This is a genomic window from Bradyrhizobium sp. (genome assembly GCF_035484855.1).
In the GTDB taxonomy this organism is placed as follows: Bacteria; Pseudomonadota; Alphaproteobacteria; order Rhizobiales; family Xanthobacteraceae; genus Bradyrhizobium.
The window spans coordinates 22,442-37,664 of record NZ_DATHOP010000135.1; the positions used below are offsets into that span (position 1 = coordinate 22,442).

General features: G+C 64.1%; 13 protein-coding genes. 9 read left to right on the forward strand and 4 right to left on the reverse strand.

Annotation, left to right across the window (positions count from 1 at the left end):
* Nucleotides 1–36: 36 nt before the first annotated feature.
* Both VK804_RS15030 and htpG read right to left on the reverse strand, forming a co-directional pair.
* Nucleotides 37–492 carry a cupin domain-containing protein gene (locus VK804_RS15030; RefSeq protein ID WP_325371614.1) on the reverse strand — a complete coding sequence of 152 codons (456 nt, stop codon included), beginning with the start codon at nt 490–492 and terminating at the stop codon, nt 37–39.
* Nucleotides 493–726: 234 nt separating this feature from the next.
* Entirely contained in the window at nt 727–2,601 is a 1,875-nt protein-coding gene (gene htpG / locus VK804_RS15035) for a molecular chaperone HtpG (RefSeq protein WP_325371667.1), read from the reverse strand.
* 155 nt (nt 2,602–2,756) lie between these two features.
* Here htpG and VK804_RS15040 point away from each other — a divergent pair, with 155 nt between their 5' ends.
* From VK804_RS15040 to VK804_RS15080, 9 genes are all read left to right on the forward strand, one after another.
* Nucleotides 2,757–3,992: an amidohydrolase family protein gene (locus VK804_RS15040; RefSeq protein WP_325371615.1), complete on the forward strand. Its 1,236-nt coding sequence runs from the start codon at nt 2,757–2,759 to the stop codon at nt 3,990–3,992.
* Nucleotides 3,992–5,230, forward strand: a complete 1,239-nt coding sequence (locus VK804_RS15045) for an amidohydrolase family protein (RefSeq protein WP_325371616.1) — start codon at nt 3,992–3,994, stop codon at nt 5,228–5,230. The genes VK804_RS15040 and VK804_RS15045 overlap by 1 nt, the downstream gene beginning before the upstream one ends.
* Before the next feature lie 28 nt (nt 5,231–5,258).
* Nucleotides 5,259–6,089: an ABC transporter permease gene (locus VK804_RS15050; protein WP_325371617.1), complete on the forward strand. Its 831-nt coding sequence runs from the start codon at nt 5,259–5,261 to the stop codon at nt 6,087–6,089.
* Between the two features lie 2 nt (nt 6,090–6,091).
* Entirely contained in the window at nt 6,092–7,144 is a 1,053-nt protein-coding gene (locus tag VK804_RS15055; protein WP_325371618.1) for an ABC transporter ATP-binding protein, read from the forward strand.
* 38 nt (nt 7,145–7,182) lie between these two features.
* A complete protein-coding gene (locus VK804_RS15060; protein ID WP_325371619.1) occupies nt 7,183–8,226 on the forward strand; it encodes an ABC transporter substrate-binding protein in 1,044 nt (347 codons plus the stop codon).
* Between the two features lie 17 nt (nt 8,227–8,243).
* Nucleotides 8,244–9,128: an ABC transporter permease gene (locus VK804_RS15065; protein WP_325371620.1), complete on the forward strand. Its 885-nt coding sequence runs from the start codon at nt 8,244–8,246 to the stop codon at nt 9,126–9,128.
* A gap of 20 nt (nt 9,129–9,148) precedes the next feature.
* The gene (locus tag VK804_RS15070) at nt 9,149–10,363 is read left to right on the forward strand and encodes a Xaa-Pro peptidase family protein (protein ID WP_325371621.1); all 1,215 of its coding nucleotides are present in this window, start codon (nt 9,149–9,151) and stop codon (nt 10,361–10,363) included.
* Nucleotides 10,364–10,494: 131 nt separating this feature from the next.
* A complete protein-coding gene (locus VK804_RS15075) occupies nt 10,495–11,880 on the forward strand; it encodes an MFS transporter (protein WP_325371622.1) in 1,386 nt (461 codons plus the stop codon).
* A gap of 53 nt (nt 11,881–11,933) precedes the next feature.
* A complete protein-coding gene (locus VK804_RS15080; RefSeq protein ID WP_325371623.1) occupies nt 11,934–12,692 on the forward strand; it encodes an SDR family oxidoreductase in 759 nt (252 codons plus the stop codon).
* A gap of 37 nt (nt 12,693–12,729) precedes the next feature.
* Here the strand turns inward: VK804_RS15080 and VK804_RS15085 are convergent, their stop codons facing one another.
* Nucleotides 12,730–13,743 carry a 1-aminocyclopropane-1-carboxylate deaminase gene (locus VK804_RS15085; protein WP_325371624.1) on the reverse strand — a complete coding sequence of 338 codons (1,014 nt, stop codon included), beginning with the start codon at nt 13,741–13,743 and terminating at the stop codon, nt 12,730–12,732.
* 27 nt (nt 13,744–13,770) lie between these two features.
* Nucleotides 13,771–15,027, reverse strand: a complete 1,257-nt coding sequence (locus tag VK804_RS15090; RefSeq protein ID WP_325371625.1) for an aminopeptidase — start codon at nt 15,025–15,027, stop codon at nt 13,771–13,773.
* Nucleotides 15,028–15,223 lie beyond the last annotated feature (196 nt).

Here is a 15,223-nt window from a genome sequence, read left to right on the forward strand (position 1 = left end):
CGGCGCCCTTGTGTCAATTCAACTTTGCATCGTGCACTAACCGGAAGCCATCAGGCTCGCGGGCTGGCGCTTGCCTGACGGCAGCAGGGTGCGCTTGATCCTGGAAAAGACCCGCAGCGCGAAGCCGACCAGGACCGGCTGGGTCTTGCGGCAGAATGCGAGCTTCCTGACGTGGCCCTCGACATGCCATCTGGCGTGCGCGCCGTCCTTGAAGAACACGACGTCGCCGGCGCTGTAGCGGGTCGGCGGCATGGTGTCGCTTTCAAGCACGATCGAGCCTTCGAGGATCAGGATGGTCTCGTCGAAATCATAGTACCAGTTGAACTTGCCCTCGCTGCACTCCCAGACCATGGTCGAGGCCAGCCCGTCGGCGCTCTTCGACAGCACGCACCACTGCGCCTGCGGATTGCCTTCGATGATCCAGGACGGCTCGATCGGTCGCGGCGTCAGGTTGACGACGAGGTTGGTCGTTTCAATCATCGAACGCGACATCACAAAGCCCCAAGCGAAAATTCCAAAATCGCCTGCAACGTGCAGATGGCGATGCAGCCCGGCCAGGGCCCGAAGCTAATAACAATCTTTTAAGCTTTCCTTACGGCCATCGCTGCAATCGGAGCGAAGACGCGCGCGTCAGATCGCGGCTATCGATTCCCGGGATGCACGCGCGCGTTGCAGAAGGCCGATACGCTGCATCAGGGAATGGAGTAAAGCGGGTTCGGCGAGCCCTTAGCCGCCAGCGTTGGCCAATCCGCGCAGCACCAGTCCGTTGAGGCGGCTGGCGAACGCCGCCGGGTCTTCCGGCAATTCGCCGTCGAGGATCTGCGCCTGCTCCAGCAGCAGCAGCGACAGGTCGCGCGCGGCGTCCTTCTGCCCGGTGATGGCGGCAACCAGCGGATGGCGCATGTTGATCTCGAGGATCGGCTTTGTCACCGCGCCCCGGTTCTGCTGCGCCAGCATCCGCTCGAGCACGCGGTCCCGAGCCGCGCCGCCCGCCACCAGGCATGAGGCGCTGGTGGTGAGCCGCTGCGAGGCGCGCACGTCCGACACTCGCTCGCCCAGCGCGTCCTTGATGACAGCAATCGTCGCAGCCTCGTCGGCCTCCGGCTTGTCCTTGTCATGCGCGTTGTCGTCGACCAGCGGGATCAAGCCGAAATCGACGTCGCCCTGGCTCAGCGATTTCAGCGGCTTGCCGCCGAAATCGAGCGGCGCCGAGGTCCAGAAGGCGTCGACCGGATCGGTCAGGAGCAACACCTCGATGCCGCGGGCGGTCGCCGATTCCAGCTTCGGGTTGGATTTCAGCCGCTCGATGCTGTCGCCGACCAGATAGTAGACCTCGGTCTGGTTGGGTTTCAGGCTTTCGACATATTGTTTCAGCGAGCGCTTCTCGCCCGTGGTCGTGGTGAAGCGCGACAGCGCCAGCAGTTTCTCGCGCCGCTCGAAATCTTCCCAGATGCCTTCCTTGATCACCGGCCCGAACGCGTCCCAGATTTTTGCAAACGTTTCCGGCTCCTTCTCGGCGAGGCTTTCGAGTTCGCCGATCACCCGGCCGGTCACGGCCTTGCGGATTTGTGTCAGCTGCGGATTGTTCTGCAACATCTCCCGGGAAATGTTCAGCGGCAGGTCCTCGCTGTCGATCACGCCGCGGATGAAGCGGAGATAGCCGGGCAGGATGTCGGCGTCGTCCGCGATGAAGACGCGCCGAACGTAGAGTTTTACCTTGCCTTTGCGGTCCGGCTCGAACAGATCGAACGGCTTTGTCGATGGCGCAAACAGCAGCACCGCGTAGGACTGCCGGCCCTCGGCGCGATAATGCAGCGTCATCGCCGGTTCATCGAAGGCGCCGGCGATCGACTTGTAGGCCTGCGTGTAGTCCTCCGGCGTCAGTTCCGATTTCGACCGCTGCCACAAGGCGCTCGCCGAATTGATCTGGCGTGGCTCGCCCTCTTCCGGCTGGAGCAGAATCGGAAACTGGATGTTGTCGGAATAGGCGCCGACGATGCGCTCGATCTCGTAGGTCTCCAGATATTTTTTCGCGTCTTCTTTCAGGTGCAGCACGATCTCGGTGCCGCGCACGATGCGCTTTGCGTCGTCGTCGGACGCCGGGGCGATATCGAATCCGTCGCCGCCGGTGGAGATCCAGGTCCAGATTTCGCTTGCGCCGGCGCGGCGGCTGGTGACGGCGATGCGGTCGGCGACCATGAAAGCGGCGTAGAAGCCGACCCCGAACTGGCCGATCAGGCCGGCGCCGTCCTTGGCCTCGGTCAAACGCGAGAGAAAGGATTTGGTGCCGGAGCGCGCGATGGTGCCGAGATTGTCGATCAGTTCCTGCCGGTCCATGCCGATGCCGTTGTCGATCACCGAAAGCGTGCCGGCCTTCTTGTCGGGAATGATGCTGATTTTCGCCGGCTCGCCGTCGGCTGTAAGCTCGGGCGCCGCGATCGCCTCGTAGCGCAGCTTGTCCAGCGCGTCGGAGGCATTCGAGATCAATTCGCGCAGGAAGATATCGGTCTCGGAATAGACCGAGTGCACCATCAGGTTCAACAGCTCGGCGACCTCGGCCTGAAATGGCTTGTGTTCGGCAATCGTGTCCGTCGTCATGATCGATCTCGTTCCGGTAGCAGGAGAAAGCAGGTTCAATATAAGGATGGTACTCGCGCTGGCAAGATTCAAAAGCCGCGCAGAGCTGCACCAGCTGCCCATTGACGCCGCCAAATCAGCATAGGACATTCAATCAGCGCGCGGGGATCGGATCGGGCATGGACGTCTATCACTTCAAGAATTTCGAAATGCTCGATCCCGACGCCGGGGAATTGCGCGGCGGCCATGAACTGGTCGTCGAAGGCGACAGCATCAAGGAAGTCTCGGCCAAGCCGATCAAGCTCGCGAAAGCCAACGTCGTCGATTGCGGCGGGCGCACGCTGATGCCGGGCCTGATCGACAGTCACGTGCATGTGGTGCTGTCCGAGGTCGTGCTCCGCAACCTCGAAAGCGTGCCGCTGACCCTGATGAGCGCGCGCGCCGCCGAACTGATGCGCGCCATGCTCGATCGCGGCTTTACCAGCGTGCGCGACACCGGCGGCGCCGACTGGGGCCTGAAGGAGGCGACCGACAAATGGCTGCTGCCGGGGCCGCGGCTGTTCATCGCCGGGCGCGCGATCGGCCCGACCGGCGGCCATAGCGACGGCCGCCGCCGCACCGATTTCGGCATGCGCTGCCATTGCTGCAACGCGCTGTCGTTCGCGATGGGCATCGCCGACGGCGCCATCGAAGTCCACCGCGCGGTGCGCGAGGAAATGCGCCAGGGCTGCGACCAGGTCAAGATCATGATGTCCGGCGGCGTCGCCTCGCCCTACGATCCGCTCGACAGCCTGCAATTCTCGGTCGGCGAGGTGGAGGCGGCCGTGGAGGAGGCGCGCGCCTTCGGCCGCTATGTCTGCGCGCACGCCTATACGCCCGAAGCGATCACGCGCGCGGCGAACGCCGGCGTGCGCACCATCGAACACGGCAATCTCATTGACGATGCCTCTGCCAAGCTGATGGCCGATAAGGGCATGCTGCTGGTCGCCAACCTCGTCACCTATTTCGAGATGAAGAAGCACGCGGCGGAATACGGCATGAATTCGGACATGCTGGCGAAAAACGACCTCGTCATCGACGGCGCCCTGAAATCGCTGGAAATCTGCAAGCGCCATGGCGTTCCCGTCGCCTACGGCACCGACCTGCTCGGCCAGTTGCAGGTGGCGCAGTCGGAAGAATTCACGTTGCGCGCGCGCGTGCTGTCGCCGATCGAGATCATCCGCTCCGCCACCACGATCGGCGCGCAGGTCGTGCGCATGGAGGGCAAGCTCGGCTGCATCAGGCCGGACGCTCTTGCCGACCTGCTCGTCGTCGACGGCAACCCGCTGAAGGACCTGACCTTGCTTCAGGGCCAGGGAAAACACCTCTCCATGATCATGAAGGGCGGGCGCCTTCACAAGAACCGGCTGCACTGATGTCGCAACAACTCCTGTTCCGGAATTTTGAATTGCTCGAACCGTCGTTCGGCGAGCTCCGCGGTGGATATGAACTGCTGATCGAGGGCGACACGGTCAAGGAGCTCAGCGCGACGCCGATCAAGGCGACTGAGGCTGATATCATCGACTGCGGCAGGCGCACCTTGATGCCGGGGCTGATCGACAGCCACGTCCATGCCATCCACAGCGAGGTCAATGTCCGCTTCATGGAGATGCTGCCGCTGACGCTGGTGACCGCGCGCGCGGCGACGCGGTTGCGCGCCATGCTCGACCGCGGCTTTACCACCGTGCGCGACACCGGCGGCGCCGATTGGGGCATCAAGACCGCCATTGAAACCGGGCATATCACAGGGCCCCGGCTCTATATCGCGGGACAGTCGATCGGCCCGACCGGCGGGCATTCCGATTCGCGCCGACGCACCAACAAGGGCGGCGAATGCGTCTGCTGCAACGGCCTACAGTTCAAATCGGCGATTGCCGATGGCCCCGATGAAGTTCGAAAAACCGCGCGCGAGCAGATGCGCCAGGGCGCCGACCATGTGAAGATCATGATGTCGGGCGGCGTCGCCTCGCCCTACGATCCGCTCGACAGCATGCAGTTCTCCGATGGCGAAGTCAGTGCTGCGGTGGAAGAGGCCACGGCCTTCGGCCGCTACGTTTGCGCCCATGCCTACACCGCCGAATCCATCACCCGTGCCGCCCGGCTCGGCGTTCGCACCATCGAACACGGCAACCTGATCGACGACGCATCGGCCAAACTGATGGCCGCAAAGGGCATGTACCTCGTCGCCAATCTCGTGACCTACTACGCGATGAAGGACCGCGCCGCCAAATTCGGCATGATCGGCGAAAGCCTCGCCAAGAATGAAATCGTGTTGCAGGGCGGACTGAAATCACTGGAAATCTGCATGCGCCACGGCGTTCCCGTCGCCTATGGCAGCGATCTGCTCGGCGAATTGCACTGGGACCAGTCGAAGGAATTCGTCATCCGCCAGGAAGTGGTCTCGCCGATCGAGATCATCCGCTCGGCAACCACTGTAGGCGCCGAGGTGCTGCGCCTGCCGGGCAAGCTCGGCACCTTGCAGCCGGGCGCCTTTGCGGATGCCATCCTCATCGACGGCGATCCGCTGAAAGATCTTGCGCTGCTGGGCGATCAAGGCAAACATCTCTCCCTCATCATGAAGGCCGGAGCCTTGCACAAGAACCGGCTGAATTGATCGCAGGCGTTGGTGAGAAGAGACAATTTTGACCGTCGCACAGGGGTGGACTTCATCGCGCAAAGTCGGCCGCGTGGCGCTGCGGGCCGCGGCCGGCGTGTCGCTGGCCTATATCCTGCTGCCGATGGTGTTCGTGATCTGGCTCGCCTTCTTCGCGCAGGAAATTCCCTCGTTTCCCCCGGAAGGCTATTCGCTGAAATGGTTCCGCGCCGTTCCCGGCAACGACAGGTTCGTCTCGGGATTTCTGCTCAGCCTGGAAGTCGCCGTGGTCGCGACCTCGATCGGGCTGGCCATCGGCGTTCCCGCCGCGGTTTGCCTGGTGCGCGGGCGCTTCAAGGGGCGCGAGGCGGTGAACAATTTGCTGCTGCTGCCGCTGATCGTGCCTGGCATCGTGCTCGGCATCGCGCTCTATGTGTTCCATGTCGAAGCCGAGATCGCCACCGGCTGGGAGATCCTGGGATCGCTCGGCGGCCTGATCGCCGGTCACGTGCTGATCACGATCCCCTGGACCGTGCGGCTGATCACCGCGAGCCTGGTCGGCATGGACCGCTCCACCGAGGAAGCCGCCCAAAGCCTCGGCGCCGACACCCTGACCACGTTCCGGCGCGTCACCTTGCCCGCGATCCTGCCGGGGATCGTGGCGGCGTCGCTGTTCGGCTTCATCGCTTCCTTCGGTAACCTCGAGATGAGCCTCTTTCTGGTCGGTCCCGGCCGCACCACGCTGCCGATCGCGATCCTGCAATATCTCGAATGGAAGATCGATCCGACGATTGCCGCGGTATCGGTGCTGCAGATCCTGTTCATCGGCGCGGCGATGCTGTTGACCGACCGCTTCGTCAACATCGGCCGCGTGGTCTGACGATGGCGCGCCTGCAATTGACCGGCGTCACTAAGAGCTACGGCGAGTTCAGGGCCGTCGACGATGTTTCGCTCGACATCGCCGATGGCGAGTTTCTCGTCTTGCTCGGCCCCTCCGGCTGCGGCAAGACGACGACGCTGCGCATCGTCGCCGGCTTCGTCGAGCCGACCGCAGGGACCGTGCGGCTCGGCGAACGCGACGTCACCACGCTGCCGCCCTGGCTGCGCAATGCCGGCCTGGTGTTCCAGAGCTATGCGCTGTTCCCGCACATGACGGTTGCCGAAAACATCGCCTTCGGCCTCGAGATGCGCAAGATGCCGAAGGCGGAGATGGCGCCGAAAATCACCGAGGCGCTGCGGCTGGTGCGGCTCGATCATCTGGCCGACCGGCTGCCGCGGCAACTCTCCGGCGGCCAGCAGCAGCGGGTGGCGCTGGCGCGCGCGCTGGTATTCCGGCCCGACGTGCTCTTGCTCGATGAACCCTTGTCCAACCTCGACGCCAAACTGCGCGGCGATGTGAGGGTCGAAATCCGCGAATTGCAACGAAAACTCGGATTGACCACCGTGATGGTCACCCACGACCAGGAGGAAGCCCTGACCATGGCCGATCGCCTCGTCGTCATGAGCGAGGGCCGCATCCGCCAGATCGGGTCGCAGCAGGATCTCTACGAACGGCCTGCGGAAAGATTCGTCGCGGATTTCGTCGGCCGCTCTAGCTTCATCGACGGCCGGATGGACGGCCCCGGCCGCTTCGTCTCCGCCGGCGGCCTCGTCATCGCCTGCGAGGCGAGCGGCAGCGGCACGGCCTCGCTGGCGCTGCGCCCGGAACGCCTGGCGCTTATGGCGGAAGCGGCGCCGGCGGCGGACAACCGTTTTCCGGGAGCCGTCGAATTCATCTCCTATCTCGGATCGCAAGTCGACCTGCACGTGCGGCTGTCGCCCAAGGAGCGCGTCATCGTGCAGATCCAGAACCGGCCGGAACAGCCGCTGCCGGTGATCGGCGAACAGGTCCTTATCGGCTGGAGCAGGTCGACAGGCCGCGTATTTCAATCGTAACATCAGAGCCAACCAACCGGCGCCTCGGAGGCATCAACATGACCCAATCGGTATCCCGTCGCAAAATCCTGCTCGGCGCGGCAGCGCTTGCCGGCGCAGCTAACCTGCCGCGCAAGGCATCGGCGGAAGGCAAGGGCCGCATCGTCGTCGGCACCTGGGGCGGCGACTACGCGCGCCTGCTCAACAAGAACATCGAGGTGCCGATCCTGATCAAGGACGGCTGGGAGGTGGTGCAGGATCAGGCCGGCGATCCCGAGCGGCGCTCAAAAATGCTCGCCGAAGCGCGGCTGCCGCGCGGTACGTCGGATGTGCAGGGACTTTCCGCGCTCAACATGGCCCAGATGCACGACGCCGGCACCGTGCTTGCGATCGACTACGGCAAGCTGAAGAACGCCCCAAACCTGCTGCCGTCCATGAAATATCCCTATGGCGTCGGCCATATCTATTCCGGCAAGGTCGGCGTCTTCAATCCAAAACTGATCCCGACGGCGCCCGTGAGCTACAAGGACGTGTTCGATCCCAAACACGGCAACAAGCTCGGCATCATCGACATCCAGTATCAATACACGATGGTCTGCGCGGCGCTCGCCGCCGGCGGCAAGGTCGGCGATCTCGAGCCCGGCAAGAAATTGCTGCTGGAATGCAAGAAAGCCGGCATGCGCATCTATCCGACCAACGAGGCGTTCGCGCAGGGCCTGAAGGCGGAGGAATTCGGCATCGGCGTGATGTGGAAGGCGCGCGTCGTGCAGTGGCAGAATGCGGGCATTCCGGTTACCGCCATTGCGCCTACTGAAGGCACGCTCGCCTACATTTCCGGCTTCGTGATTCCGAAGAATGCGCCCGACAAGGACGGCGGCTACGCCTATCTCGACGCCATGCTGGAGAAGAGCGCGCAGGAGGCCTTTGCCGTCGACATGGGCTACAATCCGACCGTCACCAACGCGGTGATCGCCCCCGATCTCAACAAGCGCATCGGCTTCACGCCCGAGGAGATCAAGAAGCTCGTCGATCTCGACTACGACTACATGAACAAGAACGACGTCGACTTCAAGGAATGGTGGGACAAGGAGCTGAAGAGCTAAAGCGGCGTCTACAGCCGATGGCCGCGGCCGCTCCTGCGCAGTTCCAGTCCGACGAGACGCGCACGTCATTGCTCTCGGCCTCGATGATGGTCGGGCCGGCGACGGTGTTCGTGGCCGCGGGCCTCCTGGTGCCGCTGGCGATCCTGCTGCGCTACAGTTTCAATCGCTTCGACCCGCGGCGCATGATGATCGAGACGTTCTCGCTCGACAATTACGTAAAATTCTTCGCCGATCCCTATTACACAGGTGTATTGTGGACGACGTTGCGGGTGGCGGCGCTTTGCACCGTCGTCTGCCTCGTCATGGCGCTGCCGCTCGCTTATGTGCTGGCGCGCACCCAGACGCGGTTCAAGAACCTGCTGATCATGCTGGTGGTGCTGCCGCTGTTCGTCGGCAACGCCGTTCGCGCCGCCGGCTGGATGGTGATTTTCGGCTCCAAGGGCTTCCTCAACGTGACCCTGATGCAAGCCGGCGTGATCCACGAGCCGCTGGAAATCATGTTCACCGAGGGCGCGGTCGTTGCCGGCATCATTGCCGTCAATTTGCCCTACATGGTGCTGACCTTGCAGAGCGTGATCGAGGGCATCAACCGCAATGTCGAGGAGGCCGCCTTCAGCCTCGGCGCCCCGCCGATGACGATGTTCCGCCGCGTGCTGCTGCCGCTGGCGCTGCCGGGCATCCTCGCCGGCACCATTCTTACTTTTATCCTCGGCATGAACGCCTATGCGACCCCCGTCCTGCTCGGCGGTCCCAAATTCAAGATGATGGGGCCCTTGGTCTACGGACAGTTTCAGCTCAACAACTGGCCGTTCGGCGCGTCGGCTGCGTTCATCCTGATGACCGCGACGCTCGGGCTGACGGCAACGGCCAATATCCTGATCCAGCGCCGGTTCCGGCGATGACAATCGAAAGAGGTTTGTAGATGACGGTGGGTGTCGGCGGCTCGACGGCGGAGGCGGAACTCGCCGCCTTGAAGAACATGCGCGGCGACGTGCCGCCGATCGGCGTCGACGAGCGCCTCAAGCGCATCGCCCGTGCGCAGGCAATCATGCGCGAGAAGGGCATCGACGCGCTCTATCTCGATGTCTCCTCCAGCATGACCTATTTCACCGGCTTGAAATTCCGCCGCACCGAACGCATGCACAGCGCGGTGCTGCCGGCCAAAGGCGAGATCGTCTACGTCTCGCCGGCCTTCGAGGTCGAGAAGCTCAAGACCATGCTGTCGTTCGGCGACAGGATCGCCGTGTGGGAGGAGGACGAGGATCCGACCGCCACCGTCACCGAGACCGTGCGCGCGCTCGGCTATCCCAGCGGCACGATTGCGGTCGACGAGGCGACCCCGTTCTTCACCTTCGACGGACTGCGCCGCGCCGGCAACGCCTACACGTTCGTCAATTCCATCGACGTGACCGCGGGCTGCCGCATGATCAAGTCGGAGCAGGAACTGGCGCTGATGCAGACCGCCAAGAACATCACGCTGCAAGCCCACAAGGCCGCCGCGCGCATCATGCGCGAAGGCATCACCACGACCGAGGTGCAGGCTTTCATCACGGCAGCCCACCGCAAGCTCGGCTCGGAAGGCGATCCGCCGTTCAACGCGGTGCTGTTCGGCGAGGCGACGGCCTATCCGCACGGCGTGCCCTATCCGCAAACGCTGAGGGACGGCGACATGATCCTGATCGACACCGGCGCGCCGGTCGACGGCTATCTCTCCGACATCACCCGCTCCTACGTGTTCGGCGAACCGACCAAGCGCCAGCGCGACGTCTGGAACCTGGAGAAGGAGGCGCAGGCCGCGGGTTTTGCCGCCGCCAAGCCGGGCAACCGCTGCGAGGACATCGACATCGCCGCCCGCGGCGTCATCAATGGCGCAGGCTTCGGCCCCGGCTATGCCACGCCCGGCCTGCCGCATCGCACCGGCCACGGCATCGGCCTGGACGTGCACGAATGGCCCTATCTCGTGAAGGGCGACAAGACCGTGCTGCGGCCCGGCATGACGTTCTCCAACGAGCCGACGATCTGCATCTACGGCGAATTCGGCGTGCGCCTCGAGGATCACATGGTGATCACCGAGACCGGCGCCCGCTGGTTCACCCAGCCGGCCCATTCGGTCGACGATCCCTTTGGGCTGGAGTGAAGGCGCCCGCCGGCTGAGGTCTCAACGCGGCCCGTGATCGCAGCGGCCGGCCGGAGCATATGCGGCATGCAGGCGGCAGCCTGTCGGCGGGTACGAATTCGAACTACATCTCGCTCGAAAGGCGCTCTCGAATGTCGACGGAGATCATTTCGGCGAACCGGCCGGCCGCGACCGATGGCCTGCCGGCGGAACGCCGGAAATGGGCCGTGGCCGCGATCTTCACCGCGCTCACCATGGCTTCGCTCGATACCGCGATCGCCAACATCGCGCTGCCGGCGATCGCGGCCGATCTGCGTGCCGGCCCGGCCGACGCTATCTGGGTGGTGAACGTCTATCAGATCGCCGTGGTGGCGACGCTGCTGCCGCTGGCGGCGCTCGGCGAAATCGTCGGTCACCGCCGGATTTACCTCGGCGGATTGTTGCTGTTCACGCTGGCGTCGCTGGCCTGCGCCTGTGCCTGGTCGTTGCCCAGCCTGCTCGCGGCGCGCGCGCTGCAGGGGCTCGGCGCCAGCGGCATCATGAGCGTGAATACGGCGCTGCTTCGATATGTCTATCCGGGCCGGCTGCTCGGTCGCGGTATCGGATACAACGCGATGGTGGTGGCGACCGCCTTCACGCTCGGCCCGACCATTGCCTCCGGCATTCTCGCGGTGGGGCCATGGCCGTGGCTGTTTGCCGTCAACATTCCCTTTGGTCTGGCGGCGATGGCGATCGGCGCAAGGACGCTGCCGACAACGCCGAAAGCGACCCATGCGTTCGATTTTCCCGCCGCACTGCTGGCCGCGGGCTGTCTCGGCCTGTTCATGCTGGGGGTCGGCGGCGCAGCCCATCACGAACGGACCGCCCTTGTCGTGATCGAGCTTGTCGCCGCGGTGCTGCTGGGCTGGATTCTGATCCGGAGACAGGCGGATCACCCGGCGCCGGTATTGCCGATGGACCTGTTTCGCCGGCCGCTGTTCGCGCTGTCGACGGCAACCGCGATCTGCTCGTTCGGGGTCCAGGGCCTTTCCTTCGTCGCGCTGCCATTTTATTTCGAGGACATCCTTGGCCGCTCGCAGGTCGAGACCGGATTTCTCATCACGCCCTGGCCGCTGGTGGTGGCGATCATGGCGCCGATCGCCGGACGGCTGTCGGACCGCTATCCCGCCGGCATCCTCAGCAGTATCGGCCTTGCGTTGCTCGGCGTCGGAATGGCGCTGCTGGCGATGCTTCCGGCGAACCCGTATATCGCCGACATCATCTGGCGCATGGCGCTGTGCGGATGTGGGTTCGGCTTCTTCCAGGCGCCGAATATGAAAGCCCTGATGTCGAGCGCGCCGGCCGGCCGCAGCGGCGGGGCGAGCGGCATCGTGGCAACCGCGCGCCTGGTCGGGCAGACCACCGGCGCGGCGCTGGCCGCGCTCTGCTTCGGTCTCGCCGGGCGGGACGGCGCCACCATCTCGCTGGTGCTCGGTGCCGCCTTCGCCGCGGTCGGATGCGTGATGAGCAGCCTGCGGCTGCTGGCGAGGGAGCAGTAGGCGAAAATCGGCGAAGATGTCATTGTGACGGTCCCTCAACCGAGAATCATCCCATGGCTGCTATCTATCCGGATCTCGAAGGCAAGGCCGTGCTGGTCACGGGCGGCGCGTCGGGAATTGGCGCATCGATCGTGCGCGCCTTCGCAACCCAGAAGGCAAAGGTCGGCCTTCTCGACATCGCCCGCGAGCCTGCCGCGAAATTGGCCGGCGAACTCGCCTCAAAGGGCCTTTCGGTCCACTACGAATATTGCGACTTGACGAAAATCGACGAGCTGCGCGACGCGATCGACCGCGTCCGCGCCAGCATCGGCCCGATCCGCGTCCTGATCAACAATGCGGCGCACGATGACCGGCACGCGACTGAAAGCGTCACGCCGGAATATTGGGACGACCGCATCGCGGTCAATCTGAAGCACCAGTTCTTTGCCACGCAGGCCGTGCTGCCGGATATGCAGGCCGCGGGAGGCGGCGCCATCGTCAATTTCGGCTCGGTCTCCTGGATGGTCGGCCAGGGCGGAATGGTGGTCTACACCGCGGCGAAATCCGCCATCCTCGGGCTGACGCGCTCGCTCGCTCGCGATTACGGGCAATACAATATCCGCGTCAACGCGATTGCTCCCGGCTGGATCATGACCGAGCGGCAGGTCGAGAAATGGCTGACGCCGCAAGGCGAAGCCGACCTGATGAAGGCGCAATGCCTCAAGCGCAAGCTCTATCCCGACGATATCGCCAAGGTGGTGGTGTTTTTGGCCTCGGAGGAAGCCGGCGCCATCACCAGCCAGCACTATGTGGTGGACGGCGGGAGGCTGTGAACGCCGGGGTTGGCAAGCGTAAAGCCGCGGACCCGCTTCAGCCGTTACGGAACGTATAGGCGTAGCCGTTGATCGCCGGCGCGCCGCCGAGATGGGCGTAGAGGATCTTCGATCCCGCCGGGAAAAAACCCTTCTGCACGAGGTCGATCATGCCCTGCATGGATTTGCCCTCATAGACGGGATCGGTGATCATGCCTTCGAGCCGCGCGCACAGGCGGATCGCCTCCTTGGTCTCGTTCGACGGAATCCCGTAGGCCGGGTGGGCATAATCCTCGATCAGGACCACATCGTCGGCGACGATCTCGCGGCCGAGTTCGACGAGCTTTGCCGTGTTCTGCGCGATCGACAGCACCTGCGCTTTGGTTTGCGCCGGCGTGAAGGACGCGTCGATGCCGATCACCTTGCGCTCGCGGCCGTCTTTGGCGAATCCGACCAGCATGCCGGCATGGGTGGAACCGGTGACGGTGCAGACGATGACATAGTCGAAGGCAAAGCCGAGCGCCTTTTCCTGCGCACGCACCTCCTCGGCGAAGCCGACATAGCCGAGGCCGCCATATTTGTGCACGGAGGCGCCGGCCGGGATCGCGTAGGGCTTGCCGCCCTTGGCCTTGACGTCGGCGATCGCCGCTTCCCAGCTCTGGCGGATGCCGATATCGAATTCTTCGTCGACCATTTCGATATCGGCGCCCATGATCCGGCTCAGCAGGATATTGCCGACGCGATCATAGACCGCGTCCTCATGCGGCACCCAGCTTTCCTGGATCAGCCGGCATTTCATGCCGATCTTGGCGGCGACCGCGGCGACCATGCGGGTGTGGTTCGACTGCACGCCGCCGATCGAGACCAGCGTGTCGGCATTGGAGGCGATCGCGTCGGGGATGATGTATTCGAGCTTGCGCAGCTTGTTGCCGCCGAAGGCGAGCCCCGAATTGCAGTCCTCGCGCTTGGCGTAAATCTCGACCTTGCCCCCGAGATGGGCGCCGAGGCGCGAAAGCTTCTCGATCGGCGTAGGCCCGAAGGTGAGCGGATAGCGCTCGAATTTTTCCAGCATTTGGAACGTTATCCCTCTGTCGGCCGTTCAGGCCCACTCGCCTTTGCGGAACACCGGCACGCTCCTGCCATCGGCATGAACGCCGTCGATGTCGAGCTTGCCTGAGCCGATCATCCAGTCGATATGGATGAAGCTTTTGTTGCCGCCTTGCGCGGCAATCTGCTCCGGCGTCAGCTTGTCGCCATTTATAAAACATTTCGAATAGCACTGGCCGAGCGCGATGTGGCAGGCGGCGTTTTCGTCGAACAGGGTGTTGAAGAACAATAGCCCGCTTTTGGAGATCGGCGAGGAATGCGGCACCAGCGCCACCTCGCCGAGCCGGCGCGCGCCCTCGTCGGTATCGAGCACCTTGTTCAGCACTTCCTCGCCGCGCGCGGCCTTGGCCTCGACGATGCGACCCTCCTCGAACTTCACCGAAATGCCGTCGATCAGCGAGCCCTGGTAGGACAGCGGTTTTGTGGAGACGACATGCCCGTTCACCCGCCGCGCGTGCGGGGTGGTGAAGACTTCCTCGGTCGGGATGTTGGCGTTGCAGATGACGCCGTTCTTCGCCGTCGAGGCGCCGCCCTCCCATTCGTGGCCATCGGCGAGCCCGATGGTCAGGTCCGTGCCGGGGCCGGAATATTTCAATGCGCTGAAGCGCTGGCCGTTCAGCCATTCGGTGCGGCTGCGCAGCGTGGCGTTGTGCTTGTTCCACGCCTCGATCGGGTTGTCGTTATCGACGCGCGAGGCCGCGAAAATCGCGTCCGCCAGTTTCGCCACCGCGACATCTTCTTCGTCATCCGGAAATACCTGCTTCGCCCAGGCCGCGCTCGGATAGGCAATGATATTCCAGTTGATGTCGAAACCGACAATCCGTTCCAGCGCCGGCTGATAGGCGATTGAATTGGCCTTGCTGGCGCGCGAGACCTTTGCGGGATCCTCGCCCGCAAGCAGCATCGGATTGTCGCCGACGATGGCAAGCCGCGCGGTGTTGGCGGCGAACGCCTTCGCCATCCCCTCATAGAGCCAGCCCGCGGCGCGATCGAAACTCTCGTCGTGGCCGAACCGGTAACGCGCCAGCGTCACCGCCTCGTCGGAGAAGAACGGCGTCACCAGCCCCGCGCCGGCCTTGTAGGCATGCTCGGCGATCTTCCGCACCAGCGGCAGCGCCGCGCTCGGCGCCGTCAATAGCAGGTCCTGTCCGGCCTGCAGGTTCAACCCGACCTTGATGGCGACCTCGGCGAGGCGGTCGAGTTTTACCGGGTCGATCGAGGCGGAGATATTGCGTTCGTGGACGGTCATGGCGCTGCGACCTGCGTTGGTGGCTGTCCGGTTATAAAGGGCTTATTGCCCGACAGTGCAAGATCGTCGCCCATCTTGATGCGGGCACATTCGCGCGACCGGCAGGGCGCGGCTGGCCCGTCATGCCGAACCGGACTTCTTTCTCTCGCACGCCGGCCCCGGCCCGCGCATGTAATGCCGTTCGGCGCGATAGCCG

Coding starts and splice junctions, on each gene's coding strand:
- VK804_RS15060 (WP_325371619.1), top strand. CDS start 7,183: ATGACCCAATCGGTATCCCGTCGCAAAATCCTGCTCGGCGCGGCAGCG.
- VK804_RS15075 (WP_325371622.1), top strand. CDS start 10,495: ATGTCGACGGAGATCATTTCGGCGAACCGGCCGGCCGCGACCGATGGC.
- VK804_RS15065 (WP_325371620.1), top strand. CDS start 8,244: ATGGCCGCGGCCGCTCCTGCGCAGTTCCAGTCCGACGAGACGCGCACG.
- VK804_RS15030 (WP_325371614.1), bottom strand. CDS start 492: ATGTCGCGTTCGATGATTGAAACGACCAACCTCGTCGTCAACCTGACG.
- VK804_RS15070 (WP_325371621.1), top strand. CDS start 9,149: ATGACGGTGGGTGTCGGCGGCTCGACGGCGGAGGCGGAACTCGCCGCC.
- VK804_RS15080 (WP_325371623.1), top strand. CDS start 11,934: ATGGCTGCTATCTATCCGGATCTCGAAGGCAAGGCCGTGCTGGTCACG.
- VK804_RS15040 (WP_325371615.1), top strand. CDS start 2,757: ATGGACGTCTATCACTTCAAGAATTTCGAAATGCTCGATCCCGACGCC.
- VK804_RS15090 (WP_325371625.1), bottom strand. CDS start 15,027: ATGACCGTCCACGAACGCAATATCTCCGCCTCGATCGACCCGGTAAAA.
- VK804_RS15055 (WP_325371618.1), top strand. CDS start 6,092: ATGGCGCGCCTGCAATTGACCGGCGTCACTAAGAGCTACGGCGAGTTC.
- VK804_RS15045 (WP_325371616.1), top strand. CDS start 3,992: ATGTCGCAACAACTCCTGTTCCGGAATTTTGAATTGCTCGAACCGTCG.
- VK804_RS15085 (WP_325371624.1), bottom strand. CDS start 13,743: ATGCTGGAAAAATTCGAGCGCTATCCGCTCACCTTCGGGCCTACGCCG.